At 37.0% G+C, this 14,278-nt stretch carries 7 protein-coding genes and 1 riboswitch; of the genes, 4 read left to right on the top strand and 3 right to left on the bottom strand.

All coding sequences use genetic code 11. The features are described from left to right. Positions 1-94 precede the first annotated feature (94 nt). Positions 95-191, top strand: a riboswitch (TPP riboswitch). Between the two features lie 9 nt (positions 192-200). Then, the gene (gene thiC, locus OXU93_RS03125) at positions 201-1,583 is read left to right on the top strand and encodes a phosphomethylpyrimidine synthase (RefSeq protein WP_267384427.1); all 1,383 of its coding nucleotides are present in this window, start codon (positions 201-203) and stop codon (positions 1,581-1,583) included. Between the two features lie 1,048 nt (positions 1,584-2,631). Continuing rightward, complete coding sequence (locus OXU93_RS03120) at positions 2,632-4,248, top strand: M48 family metallopeptidase (protein WP_267384426.1); 1,617 nt, start codon at positions 2,632-2,634, stop codon at positions 4,246-4,248. A gap of 569 nt (positions 4,249-4,817) precedes the next feature. Here the strand turns inward: OXU93_RS03120 and recR are convergent. Both recR and OXU93_RS03110 read right to left on the bottom strand, forming a co-directional pair. Then, positions 4,818-5,408: a recombination mediator RecR gene (recR, locus tag OXU93_RS03115; RefSeq protein ID WP_267384425.1), complete on the bottom strand. Its 591-nt coding sequence runs from the start codon at positions 5,406-5,408 to the stop codon at positions 4,818-4,820. A 138-nt stretch (positions 5,409-5,546) separates the two neighbouring features. Further along, entirely contained in the window at positions 5,547-6,653 is a 1,107-nt protein-coding gene (locus OXU93_RS03110; protein ID WP_267384424.1) for a DUF3747 domain-containing protein, read from the bottom strand. 519 nt (positions 6,654-7,172) lie between these two features. Between OXU93_RS03110 and gltB the strand changes: the two genes are divergently transcribed. Both gltB and OXU93_RS03100 read left to right on the top strand, forming a co-directional pair. Then, positions 7,173-11,858 carry a glutamate synthase large subunit gene (gltB, locus tag OXU93_RS03105; protein ID WP_267384423.1) on the top strand — a complete coding sequence of 1,562 codons (4,686 nt, stop codon included), beginning with the start codon at positions 7,173-7,175 and terminating at the stop codon, positions 11,856-11,858. 603 nt (positions 11,859-12,461) lie between these two features. Continuing rightward, positions 12,462-13,307: a hypothetical protein gene (locus OXU93_RS03100; protein WP_267384422.1), complete on the top strand. Its 846-nt coding sequence runs from the start codon at positions 12,462-12,464 to the stop codon at positions 13,305-13,307. A 125-nt stretch (positions 13,308-13,432) separates the two neighbouring features. On the opposite strand, the gene OXU93_RS03095 is transcribed toward OXU93_RS03100, so the two are convergent. Next, entirely contained in the window at positions 13,433-14,278 is an 846-nt protein-coding gene (locus OXU93_RS03095; RefSeq protein WP_267384421.1) for a peptidoglycan DD-metalloendopeptidase family protein, read from the bottom strand.

Here is a 14,278-nt window from a genome sequence, read left to right as displayed (position 1 = left end):
GTTAGGCTGGATATGAAACTGCAAAACCAAAGCTGGTAGTGTTAGTGTAGGCAAAGTTCAGTCTAAAGATCCACTTGGCTTTAGTTGAGTGGAATGTCATAACTAGGGGTGTCTGATTTAACTAGACCGAGAAAGACCCTTAGAATCTGATACTGGGTGATATCGGCGTAGGTAAGCTGTTTCTTGAGGTATAAATAAGTATGAGATCACAATGGGTTGCTAAGCGTTATAACCATGACAACGTGTCCCAAATGCATTATGCCCGTCAAGGTATAATTACTGAAGAAATGAACTATGTGGCTAAGAGAGAAAACCTTCCTCCTAAGTTAATTCGAGAAGAAGTAGCACGGGGACGGATGATTATTCCCGCCAATATTAATCACTCAAATCTCGAACCGATGTGTATTGGCATTGCTTCTAAATGCAAAGTCAATGCCAATCTTGGTGCATCTCCAAACTCGTCTAATGTGGATGAAGAGGTAGCTAAACTCAATCTGGCAGTGAAATACGGAGCAGATACTGTGATGGACTTGTCTACGGGGGGGGGAGATTTAGACACCATTCGTCAAGCTATTATCAAAGCATCTACTGTTCCTATTGGAACTGTTCCCATTTATCAGGCAGTGGAGAGCGCTCATGGTAAGATTGAAAATCTTACCCCCGATGATTTTCTACATGTTATTGAAAAGCATGCTCGACAGGGTGTAGATTATATGACGATTCATGCAGGATTATTGATTGAATATCTTCCTCTAGTCAAAAATCGTTTAACAGGAATCGTCTCCCGTGGTGGCGGTATTATTGCTAAGTGGATGCTACATCATCATGCGCAAAACCCCCTTTATACTCATTTTAATCAAATTATCGAGATCTTTAAAAAATACGATGTTTCTTTCAGTCTAGGAGACTCTTTACGTCCTGGCTGTACTCATGATGCTTCTGATGAAGCACAATTTGCTGAATTGAAGACTTTGGGGCAACTAACTCATCGTGCTTGGGAACACGATGTCCAAGTAATGATAGAAGGTCCGGGACATGTTCCCATGGACCAAATTGAGTTAAATGTTAGAAAACAAGTAGAAGAGTGTAGCGAAGCGCCTTTCTATGTTTTAGGACCATTAGTAACTGATATTGCTCCAGGCTATGATCATATTACTTCGGCAATTGGAGCTGCTATGGCTGGTTGGTATGGCACAGCAATGTTATGTTATGTTACACCTAAAGAGCATTTAGGATTACCTGATGCAGAGGATGTCCGTAACGGGTTAATTGCTTACAAGATTGCTGCTCACGCAGCCGACATTGCTCGTCACCGTTCAGGAGCAAGAGATCGTGATGATGAACTGTCAAAAGCTCGTTATAATTTTGACTGGAATCGTCAATTTGAATTATCTTTAGATCCTGATCGTGCGAGGGAGTACCACGACAAAACATTACCCGCGGATGTCTACAAAACAGCAGAATTTTGCTCGATGTGTGGACCTAAATTCTGTCCTATGCAGACAAAAGTTGATGCTGATGCGTTGACGGAACTGGAAAAATTTTTGGCTAAAGAACAAGATAAACAATTTGTAGCTCAATAATATTGATGGGGATAAGCTCTCATTTATCCCCATCGATATTAGAACCTTATAGAATATTTATCTATTTCTTAAATCTAAAAAAATTAAATAGTTCTGATCAAACTAACTAGATTAAAGAGCGAAGATTCTAAGATAAATCATTAATTTAGACGATGTTTTCCCCTAAATGTAAGTTAGAAAGAAATCAATAGAAAGGTAGGAAAGTGACAAATGTGTTAGGCAGGTAGTATTTGAATAGTGAAATTATCTTGATGTGACTATAGATTGAAACTATATCTAATTATATAGATAAGTTATTTATTATTAGGTTGAGTTTATATAACACGTATTGCCATAAACTAACTACTTAAGTTGGAATGTGTTAAATTACTAAATTTTTTAAAATTGTACCTTTGTATTTATATTCATAAAAATCAGTACTCTAAAATAATTGGTTTATCAGTTAGAAAAGACATAGACATGTTCCTATTGAGAGTATTCGTTCAAAACACAATGCCAATACTACACCATATAAAACGACATGATATTTATTACTGACTGATTTATAGAGATTTAGAGTTTGGATATAATTTTATTTGCTTTTTTAATAAACTATTAAATGTAACGATTTAATTTTCCGGCTTTGACTCTAGATTAAATTGTCATATTTAATGATTTATTCTCTTAGCAAATTATTTTCTATAAATTATATACGTCTAATTTAACTTTTATTTATAGTTTTCTTTAAAAAAGATTTAAAATTATTGTAATTAATATATAGCAGTCTAATGAAAAAAAGTATTATTATGAGTGTATCCCGGTGTTTATTATTAACGATAGTAAGTGTAACTATACAGATCCCGACAGTAGTATCCCAGAATGTTTCTTTTATCCGAGACAAGTTTAAATTAGTAGAATTGAACTTGGAGCCCTCTTGGACTTTTTTTCGAAATGATTACTTACTAGGACTTCAGCCTGTACAAAATTTTAATTTCAAAAACGACAATTTAAAAAAAAAACTAAACTTAAACAGTTTCTAGAGAAAGAAACTATATCTACTAATTTTAATATGGAAGCTGCTACTTCAGGTTATTCTCTTAAAAAAGAAGCTATGACAAATTGTGAAGAGGCTTTGCCTGAATTTACCTTTTTTATTAAAACACAAATAGAAAAAGAAGCTGTTAGCAAACAAGATATTTCATTGAATAAAGTAACTGCTATCAATAAAATACACTTTGAGGTTGACCCTGAACTAGAAAAAAAAATAACTAAAAAAATAGAAAGAGCTCACGAAAATATTACTTCCCCTAAGACAATTACTCGTTACCAAATTATATCTAAAGCTGATCATCTCTATCGTTGTGGAGATACATTGCTCGCCGAACGATTATATCGAGAAATTAAAAATCCATTTAAAGCTGAAAAAGAACTTAACCGAGAAATTATCCCTGAACCTGTTTATGAATCCAAACATTTATTGCCTGGTGGTGGTGTTTACTGGAGATTGTACCAAGAAAGTTTAGGAGACAATCCTATCTATAAAAGTAAGAAATTAAGTGCGTTAAAACTCCTAACAGAAAAATATCCCGAATTTATTCCTGGTCATCTCCATTATGCCAGAGTTCTCGAAACAAACAAAAAGTCAAAAGAAGCCTTGAAAGTTTTATATAATGCGATAAATCTTTACCCGAATGAAGCCTCACTAGTAGCAGCCAAAATCGGATCTGATGAAAAAGCTAAAAATTGGTTAGCTGCCTCATTAACTGCCCGTCAATTTGTTCTATTTAATCGAGATCACTTTCGCGCTTCTGAGTTTAAGAAAATGGCAATCCAAAACCTGCTCCGCTATCAGAATAAATTACGAAAACAAATGACTTGGAATGTGATTGGTAATGCAATTATGGACGGTATTGGAGTGGCCTTGATGGGGAATGTATTTGCTCCTCTTTCTACCTTAGAAACTACTTATTTATTAATACAAGGAGAAGCAATTATAGGAGCGAATTATGTCCAGGGACTTAAAAAACAGTTAACTTTTGTAGAAGATTATGATATTAATCAATATATTAATATAGTTGGAAAAAAACTGGCTTCCGTCGCTGGACGAGATGAGTTTGAGTACGAATTTTATGTTGTGATGGATGAAAACATTAATGCTTTTGCTCTGCCTGGTGGCAAAATCTTTATTAATGTAGGAGCAATTACTAAAACCAGCTCAGAAGCGGAAATAGCTGGTTTAATTGCTCATGAATTAGCTCACACTGTTCTCTCCCACAGTTTTCAACAAATGACTCAAAGTTCATTGGCTGGCAGCATAGTACAATATGTTCCCTATCTAGGAGGATTAGCCGGCAATCTTATTATCCTTAGCTATAGTCGAGAAATGGAGAAACAGGCTGATATGTTTGGAACACGACTACTAGCGGCTACTGGATATGCAGCTGATGGGGTGAGGAATTTAATGGAGTCCATGGATGAGAAACAGAAAAATAATCCCCCTGCTTGGTTGTCTTCTCATCCAGATACTAATGATCGGATTAAATATCTCGAAGAGATAATTGTGCAAAATAACTTTAACCGTTACGCATATGAAGGTATAGAAAAACATTATAAAATTCGACAAAAAGCAACTAAATTACTAACTAAATTTAAAAAAGAACAGAGCGCAGATAAAGAAGATAAGTAAAACAGTAAAAGATAAAAACCAGGGAAAGCAATCTAACCCCTCAAGAGAATTAGTATTAGTTTGATTAATAAGTGTTATGTTAAGTTCTAGTATATCCCAGCGATAGTCTAGTTAGATAGATATGAATCAACAGTAATTATACTATTGAAAACAAAGCAAACAGACATCTTCAAGATATTTCTGAGTTTTTGTTCAAATTTAATCCTTTAATTTCTAATTCTTATCCAGTGTCAATATTTAAGTTACTTACTCCCCATTACTTTCACTGATCACAGCCAATCTAAGTTTTCCATTTTGACTGCTACAGTCAACAATTTGGCAAAGGTTTTATTGAAAGAATATTTACGATCTTAGACAAATAGTTAATCATATTTGATTATAAACTTTATATCCTTCACCATAATTAGATTTTTAATTTTAATATCTTTAATATAGATCAATTGACTTATCAATTAATTATAAAACTCAAAACAATCGCCCCATCCTAATTACATAAGCGACTCATGATATTCTTCTTGCCACTACATCCATGCGCTAGTTATTGTTGAAGATGAAATGATGGTTGATCATTATAGTTCCTGTCGCCCTTCTAATGCTCGTGTCAAAGTTACTTCATTGGCATATTCTAAGTCTCCTCCTATCGGTAATCCAAAGGCGATGCGCGTAACTTTTGTAAATGGCTTGAGTAGTTGACCAATGTAAAGAGTAGTTGTTTCTCCTTCTACGGTAGGACTAAGAGCTATAATCACTTCCTTTACCTGATCTTGGCTGACTCGTCTAACAAGAGGTTGGATATATAATTGTTCAGGTCCGACTCCATCCATTGGAGACATAATTCCTCCCAGAACATGATATTTTCCCTTATATTCTCTAGTTTTTTCCAAGGCAATAACATCACGAGAATCTGCTGTTACACAGATAACTTGGGAATCTCTATGAGGATTGCGGCAAATTTCGCAGACAGGATCGGCAGAAAAGTGAAAACAAACCTGGCATAGTCCGACCTTCTTTTTGGCTTCAATTAAAGCATCAGCCAAAACTTGAATTTCCGCCTCTGGGCATTTTAGAATATGCAGAGCGAGTCTTTGAGCAGTTTTTGGTCCAACTCCTGGTAAATGTCCCAATTGCTCAATCAAACGGGCAAGGGGCGGAGTGTACATGGTCTAATCCCCTTCATGTTTTAACTCACATCCTTTATTATATTGATATCGATTAGGTTCAGTTATTAAGTAAAAATAAAGTTTATATAAAAGAATTGAATCAGAGTTTCTCTCTTACTAATCACTATATTTTCCCGCTTAGGGAATAATAGTTGGTTTTAGCCCAGCATTTTCTAGAGTACGATGGACTTTCTCTGCATTATCGCGGTCACTAAATAATCCTACTTGCCAAACAGACTTTCCCTTATGAGAAGTAGGAAACGCTTCGGGATAGAGTGATTGCACTTTAACTTTTTGATGATTAGTATTAGTTGCAACAATCACGCGATATCCTCTGGGAGAAGCATGTAAGACGACCGGTGTAGCATTAGACAAATTACGTTTTGAGTTAGTGCTTATTGGTGATTGGAGTTGAGGTTGGGGAGGAGGAACAATAGAATTGCCATTATTTTGAGGAGGAGGCGCAAGAGGAGGTAAGTCGGAAAACTTGGGTAAAGATTTAGTAGTAGATAATGAACGAGGTTGAGGGGGGGGAGGTAAGGTTTTAGATGAGGACTGTTGAAAAATAAGCGCCGAAGATTGACTATCAGGTCGACTGCCTGCTGTAAAAATCATCTCCCGCATAGGCTCACTATTTTGAGTATTCTGTATAGATATAGAAGAATTTGTGGCTGTCAGAAAGGATTGCTTTTGTATAGCTAAACTGTCCCCTGTAAGATACACATGATTTAACTCCCTACCATTATAGGTCCGTTTTGTGAATCTCCAGCCAGGCTCCAGATCAAGTCGAATGAAACCATCGGCTATGCCATTAGTTCTTCCGACGATGATTGCAGGTTGACTAGGATCATTTCGATGGGTTCCAATAAGTATCAGTTCTCCATTATGCTCTACAATACGCAGGAGATAATCCAGACCATAGTCTTGACCATCAATGCGAATAGAATAGCCATTGCTGTCTGTACTACGTTCGCAACTTCCTATAAAATTAAAGTTAAGAAGCAATGGATTAACTAAGATCGGATTGGCTCCACTTTCACTCCAACACTTTTGCTGACCAGGAATTTGGCTTATGATTAGCAAATCGTATTTATTGTCACCATAAGGTCTGGCAATAGCTATAAGATTGCTCTGATGAACTTCTTTTTCCTCGAAGTTTGAAGCGTTACTGGGAGGACAAGGCGTAATAACAGTTAAGCAAAAGGCGATGATGGCAGCTGTTTTGCCCAAAAGTGTAAGTCTCATAAATGTTCTAATATTCATGTCTTAGAAAATGATCAATGTATTTTATTTTCCTCAAAGATCTAATTCAATTAGGAAAAAGTTGGAGTAAGAGATTTCGGGGCTTATTTTGAATTTTTACTAGTCATTTAGGTGTTTTTGTTGATTGATGTACTCTATCCTCCTCCACAAGGACGCACCGACAGAAACAAATGTTGCATCTCCTAAAAAATTAGCTTCATCGTTGCGGTTTAACTTTTCTTTTGAAAAACTACCAGAAATTTAAGTCAGTTTAGAATTTGGATAAACTAAATTATCATTAACAGACTGCATTGTCATGACTAAGGTTCGATAGTATAGAGGTCGAGGATCTTTGAATGCCTCTACAACTAGAAGTGTGGAAAGATTATCTATTTTGTTCCGCTATCATTAATTGTTGTTGATCATATCCTAAATATGATGGTCTTGTGAGCTTTTCGCAGAACCGGCTTTAGCGACCTATTTTGCAGTATTAGAAACCATAATATCGTACCTTTAATTTGTATGGATAAGCGTAACCCTATGAAAAAACAGACTAATCACCATCACCAATCAACCAGTCAACCATTACCTTCCTATCTTGGTCAAAAATGGCTGGTGGAAGAAAGAGATGCCTGTGGGGTTGGTTTTATTGCCGACGTAAAAGGAAAAGGAAGCCATAAACTTATTCAACAGGCAATTGTTGCGTTAGGCTGTATAGAACATCGGGGTGGCTGTAGCGCAGATAATGATTCAGGAGACGGTTCTGGGATCATGACAGCAATTCCTCGTGAAGTATTAATGCCCTGGTTTTCAAGAAAAGGTCTAACAATGCCACCTATTGAACATTTAGGAGTTGGTATGGTCTTTCTACCCCAGAATAATATCAAAAGAGAAGCAGATCGTGCTTATGTTGAGGCAGTAATATCTGCAGCTAATTTAAGGGTATTGGGATGGCGTGAAGTTCCTGTTAAATCTGAAGTTTTAGGGGTTCAGGCTAAACAAAATCAACCCCATATTGAACAAGTGATGGTAACTTCTCCTGCTGGGTTATCAGGAGATGAATTAGACCGAATGTTATATGTGGTGCGGTCAAGGATAGGCAAGCGACTGGCAGATGATTTTTATATTTGTTCTTTTAGTTGTCGTACTATTGTCTATAAGGGAATGGTACGTAGTGTGATCTTGGGAGAGTTCTATCAAGACTTAAAAAACCCTAATTATAGTAGCCGATTTGCTTTATACCATCGTCGTTTTAGTACTAATACCATGCCAAAGTGGTCTTTAGCGCAACCCATGCGTTTGTTGGGTCACAATGGAGAAATTAATACTCTCATTGGGAATATTAATTCCATGGCAGCTAGAGAAGTACATTTAAAAATTCCTGGATGGACTGCCGAAGATTTAGAAGCATTAACGCCCATTGTTAACAATGATAATAGTGACTCTTATAACCTTGATAGTGTTTTAGAATTGTTAGTTAGGACTGGACGTAGTCCTCTCGAAGCAGCTATGATCCTAGTGCCTGAAGCTTACCAAAATCAACCTGATTTAAAAGATTATCCTGAAATAACTAGCTTTTATCAATATTACAGTGGATTTCAAGAACCTTGGGATGGTCCCGCTTTACTCACATTCAGTGATGGTAAAACGGTGGGTGCCTGTTTAGATCGTAATGGTTTACGGCCCGCTCGTTATTGCATCACTAAAAATGATTATTTGGTAGTTGGCTCTGAAGCAGGAGTTGTCGATTTACCGGAAGAAGATATTGTAGAAAAAGGAAGATTAGGTCCTGGACAAACTATTGCAGTTGACTTAGAATCCAAGACAATTTTCAAAAATTGGGATATTAAGCAACGTATTGCTCTACAACATCCTTACCAAGAATGGTTGCATACGTTTCGTCGAGAACTTGCACCACAACCTTTTGCAGAAAAAATTCTTCTTGATCGACCTGGCCAACTTTTGCAACAACAGACCGCTTTTGGATACACGGCTGAAGATGTCGAAATGATAGTGGTTCCTATGGCAACTCAGGGGAAAGAACCTATCTTCTGTATGGGAGACGACATCCCCTTAGCTGTTCTTTCGAATAAACCCCATTTACTCTACGATTACTTTAAACAACGGTTTGCCCAAGTGACTAACCCCTCCATTGATCCGTTAAGGGAAAGTTTGGTGATGTCTTTGGAAATGTTATTAGGGAAACAAGGAAACTTATTAGATCCTAAAGCAGAAGATGCAAAACTATTGAAAATTAAAAGTCCCTTACTCAATGAAACGGAATTAGAGCAGATCAAATCTTCTGGATTTAAAGTAACGCAACTATCTACTTTGTTTGATCTAACTGCTGGACCTGGAGGACTAAAAACTGGCTTAGATAGATTGTGTAAAGCAGCCACTCAAGCAGTTCACGATGGTTCACAAATTATCATTTTGAGTGATCGTGCCTTGGAGATGGACAGTGTTGCAGGAACAACTAGTTATATCCCTCCTTTATTGGCTGTAGGAACTATTCACCATTATTTAATTAAACACGGTCTACGTCTGCAAACTTCTTTGGTAATAGATACAGCACAGTGTTGGAGCACTCATCACTTTGCTTGTTTGATAGGTTATGGTGCGTCAGCAGTTTGTCCCCATTTAACCCTAGAAACTATTCGCCAATGGTGGAATGATACCAAAACTCAGAAGTTGATGGAAAATGGAAAGATTGAACCTATTACTCTCGACGAAGCATTTACAAACTATCGTCATGCAGTTGAATTAGGTTTGTTAAAAATTCTCTCTAAAATGGGAATTTCCTTATTGGCTTCCTATCATGGGGCACAAACTTTTGAAGCAATCGGACTAGGACCTGAATTAATTAAGATGGCCTTTGATGGAACCACTAGCCGTGTTGGTGGATTAAGTACTGTAGACCTTGCTGAGGAAATCATTGCTATTCATAGTCGTGCTTTCCCAAGTTTAACCGATAAAAAACTGAGAAATTTTGGCTTTATTAACTATCGTCCAGGAGGAGAATATCATATGAACTCTCCTAAAATGGCTAAATTTCTTCATAAAGCAGTAGCAGTTTATAAAGAAGGAATGAATGACGGTAATAAAGAGAGATATGATCATTATGCGATGTACAGTAAGTATCTTGAAGAGCGTCCTATTACTGCCTTACGAGATCTATTAGAATTTAATAGCGATCACCCTTCTATTCCTGTTGAAGAGGTAGAAACAGTTGAAGCCATTGTCAAAAGGTTTTGTATCGGGGGAATGTCTTTAGGAGCTCTATCACGAGAAGCACATGAAACTTTAGCGATTGCTATGAACCGTTTAGGGGGAAAGTCTAATTCTGGGGAAGGAGGAGAGGATCGCATCCGCTTTATTACTCTTACAGATGTAGACGCTAATGGGAATTCTCCCACATTCCCTCACCTTAATGGACTAAAAAATGGAGATACAGCAAGTTCTGCTATTAAACAAATTGCGTCAGGACGGTTTGGAGTAACTCCCGAATATTTAATGAACGGTAAACAGCTGGAAATTAAGATGGCTCAGGGAGCAAAACCTGGGGAAGGAGGTCAGTTACCGGGGAAAAAAGTCAGTCCTTATATTGCCATGTTACGGCGGTCCAGGTCCGGTGTAACTTTGATTTCTCCCCCTCCTCACCATGATATTTACTCTATTGAGGATTTGGCTCAATTGATCTTTGACCTACATCAAATTAATCCTATGGCTAAAGTTTCAGTGAAATTAGTGGCAGAAATTGGCATTGGAACTATTGCAGTCGGTGTTGCTAAAGCTAACGCCGATGTTATTCAGGTTTCAGGACATGATGGAGGAACAGGTGCATCACCTCTAAGTTCAATCAAACATGCGGGATGTCCTTGGGAATTAGGGATTACCGAAGTTCATAGAATGTTACTAGAAAATCAATTGCGTGATCGCGTCATCCTACGCGCCGATGGGGGCTTAAAAACTGGATGGGACGTAATAATGGCTGCATTGATGGGGGCTGAAGAATACGGTTTTGGTTCTATTGCTATTATTGCTGAGGGCTGTATTATGGCTCGCATTTGTCATACTAATAACTGTCCGGTTGGGGTTGCTACTCAACAGGAAAAATTACGTCAACGGTTTAGTGGAGTTCCTGAAAATGTGACTAATTTCTTTTACTTTATTGCCGAAGAGATACGATCGATTCTAGCAGCATTAGGCTATCGTTCCTTAGATGAAGTGATTGGACGTTCCGATCTTTTAATTTCTCGTAAGACACCAAAATTAACCAAGACCCAAGCGTTGAACCTAGATTGCTTGATTAAACTCCCTGATGTCAAAGAAGAGCGTAGTTGGTTAAACCATGAAGAAGTTCACAGCAATGGAGAGGTATTAGACGATCGCATCTTAGCTGATATGGATATTATTTCTTCGATTGATGAACACCGCTCCGTCACAAAAAATATTAATATCATCAATACTGATCGTACAGTTGGAGCACGTATTTCTGGAATAATTGCTAAAAAATATGGAAATACAGGATTTAAAGGAAAGCTTAACCTGAACTTCAAAGGGACATCTGGTCAAAGTTTTGGGGCGTTTAACCTTCCTGGCATGATTTTACACCTTGAAGGAGAAGCCAACGATTATGTTGGTAAAGGAATGCACGGAGGAGAAATTGTGATTATTCCACATAAGGAAAGTAACTATAAGCCAGAGAATAGTGTCATTATCGGCAACACTTGTCTTTATGGAGCAACTGGAGGTTTTTTATACGCTAATGGTCGTGCAGGTGAACGGTTTGGTGTTCGTAACTCTCTCGGAAAAGCAGTTATTGAAGGTGCTGGAGATCATTGTTGTGAGTACATGACGGGAGGCGTAATTGTAGTCTTAGGAAGTATTGGTCGCAACGTAGGTGCAGGCATGACTGGAGGATTGGGTTACTTCTTGGATGAAGAAGAAAGCTTTTCTGAAAAAGTGAATTTTGAAACCGTAGAAATTCAAAAGATTTGTACTGAAGCAGGAGAATTTCAATTAAAAGAGTTAATTCAATCTCATGTTGATCGTACCGGTAGCAAAAAAGGATATATGATTTTAAATTATTGGGAAGATTATGTAAGTAAATTCTGGCAGGTGTTTCCCTCTTCCGAGGCAAATAGTCCCGAGACTAATCCTAATCCCATTAAAGTTGAGGAGAAAACCTTAACTCCTACTAAGTAATTAGTGTCTCGTAATCACTGTTACTCTTTTTACTCATATCTTGATGTGAAAGGAGTAATCTCAAAATTTTTTACGCGTTTTATTCACTAACAAACGCGTAAAAATAGTACTAAGTATCGAATCTAAGTTTCTAATAAAATATAGATTATTAACGGATAAATTAATGTTAATTTATCCGTTAATAATCTATATTTTATTATGCTTTATATAGCAATTAACATTAAAAATGCCAATTTTTGTAAAATGATATTCTTCCCCACCTACAATTAATTGTCAATGAGTTAAGAAAACTAAATTATTGATTGATAGTTTTCTTAACTATAGTACTAGTCACAAAATAATACGATTTTATAATGCAAAAAATATTTTTCTAAAATAAATTATGTTGTCATATTTTGCCAAGATTGGATAATTTATTATCAATAATATTGTGAGAACATCATTATCCAACTATCTGATGAGTTCGAAATGTATTATGACGACATTTGAATACAATACTGTTAATATAAAATTTTTCAACATTTAGATCTTAAAATGTTAACAGGACTCGATATCCTTAATGGCATTAGTTTTGTCATGCACTTCGATCAATAACCAGAAATTATGACTGGAAAAGTATTTAATGGCAATCCGGCCGCCTTTCTTCTTCTTATTCTTCCCTTAGCGGCAGGGATCGTTCTTTTGTATGAAACTTGGCTATGGATTTTAGGCGTCGTGGGTATGACTGTTCTCTGGAGAGCTTGGAATAGTTATAAATGGCAACAATGGTGTTTTCAGATCAACCCAGTTTTTGACGAGTTATTACAAGCAAACCAGGGATGTCTAACTCCAATGGATTTGTCCTTGAAAGCTAATCTTACTGCTAAAAACGCTCATCGATTTCTCTCCAAAAAAGCCAAGGAATACGGAGCTTATTGCAAAGAATTCCCTGATCAAGGGATAGTTTATTACTTCATTACCGCTAGTACTCTAGGTAGTATTTTTGACTTCAGTGAACCTGAACTTGCAATTAAAGAGTCAGAGGATGTTGAACCCATAGCTAACAGCACTAACCACCATCCTATGTTAAAGACTCCTACAATTAAGCAAGATAAGCTTTCTAATACAGCAGTAAGAGGTCTTTCTCAACTAGCTGAACCCAAAGAAGACGAACGAAAATTGGACAATACAGCTATTGAGAAATCCGTTGTTGATTTTGAACCAGAAGGAATTGCTCAGACAATCTTAGAAAGTTCGTTAAGCATGGAGAAATCTGCTAAGGTTTCTTCTGAATTGTCTTTAATCCAAGTGGATCTGGCCAAGCGTTTGGATACGACCCCAAGTACTATTGGAAGACGAAAAAGCGATCCTAGTTTCCCTGAATGGAGTCAAAATAAAGATCCTGAAGGAATAGCATGGAGATATCTACGAAAATCAAGACTTTTTGTTCCAATAGATACCAATGGATAGGTCAAAAAGTTTGGGGAATAGAATATAAGCCAAAATGTTTTTATGAGGAAAGCCTAAAATGATAAAAACTGTTCCCCGTTTTTTGTTCTCTAACTAAATTAGAAGCGTTTTGTTACGAATATGACTTAAAGTTTCGGCAAATGAGTCACCGGATCTTGAGCAACCCAACCTACTGGAAACTTATAACGAACTTCAAAGTGAAGATGCGGTTCTAATAAATCTGGTTGTCCTGTTTTCCCCACATATCCTACTACATCTCCTTCTTTAACTGTCTGACCTATCTTTACCTGAAACCGATTTAGATGAGCATAACGGGTCTGTCTGCCATTGCCATGGTACACCACGACTAAAAAACCGTAAGTTCCTTCCTGAGCAGCAAATATTACCCTTCCAGTATCAGCAGCCAAAACCGAAGTTCCAACCTGGGCTAATAAATCTATACCTCCATGAAAAAAAGATTGTCCTGTTGTTGGATTACGGTGCCATCCATAAGTTAAACCCACCCTAGTGACAGAAGGTAAAGGATATCTCTTAAGTCCCATATAGTCATTTTGCCCGGTCTTTTCTCCTATTTGCCAATCTACCCCAGGAATGTACACCACAGTAGGAATCTTAGCACAACCATTAATTTCAAAAAGTACATCAGCACGAATGCCATAAGCTTTAGCTAAATCATTCCAAGTGGCTCCATTAGGAACTTCTATCCGAATTCCATTAAAAGGAGGGACTAGAATCTCTTGCCCTACCCAAATTGACTTTCTTTTTAGGTTAGGATTAAGTTTGATCAAAGTTTCAGGAATTAAATTATAGTCTTGAGCAATACTAGATATGCTCTCTCCTGATACAATCTTATGACGTTGTAAGCGAGATAACACTGGAGTAGGACATAGTTGAGACAGTGATGCTTCAGCAAAATTAATAATAAGGGTGATTAAGGAAACTAGGAAAATGAACAGAAGTTGACTACTCAC

The organism is Cyanobacterium sp. uoEpiScrs1 (assembly GCF_947331815.1).
Classification (GTDB): Bacteria; Cyanobacteriota; Cyanobacteriia; order Cyanobacteriales; family Microcystaceae; genus Rippkaea.
This window is presented reverse-complemented; position numbering and strand designations above follow the sequence as displayed.

Bases quoted from the DNA above. Each gene is read 5' to 3' on its own strand.
- gltB (WP_267384423.1), top strand. From the start codon at position 7,173: ATGGATAAGCGTAACCCTATGAAAAAACAGACTAATCACCATCACCAA.
- OXU93_RS03100 (WP_267384422.1), top strand. From the start codon at position 12,462: ATGACTGGAAAAGTATTTAATGGCAATCCGGCCGCCTTTCTTCTTCTT.
- OXU93_RS03120 (WP_267384426.1), top strand. From the start codon at position 2,632: ATGGAAGCTGCTACTTCAGGTTATTCTCTTAAAAAAGAAGCTATGACA.
- thiC (WP_267384427.1), top strand. From the start codon at position 201: ATGAGATCACAATGGGTTGCTAAGCGTTATAACCATGACAACGTGTCC.
- recR (WP_267384425.1), bottom strand. From the start codon at position 5,408: ATGTACACTCCGCCCCTTGCCCGTTTGATTGAGCAATTGGGACATTTA.
- OXU93_RS03110 (WP_267384424.1), bottom strand. From the start codon at position 6,653: ATGAGACTTACACTTTTGGGCAAAACAGCTGCCATCATCGCCTTTTGC.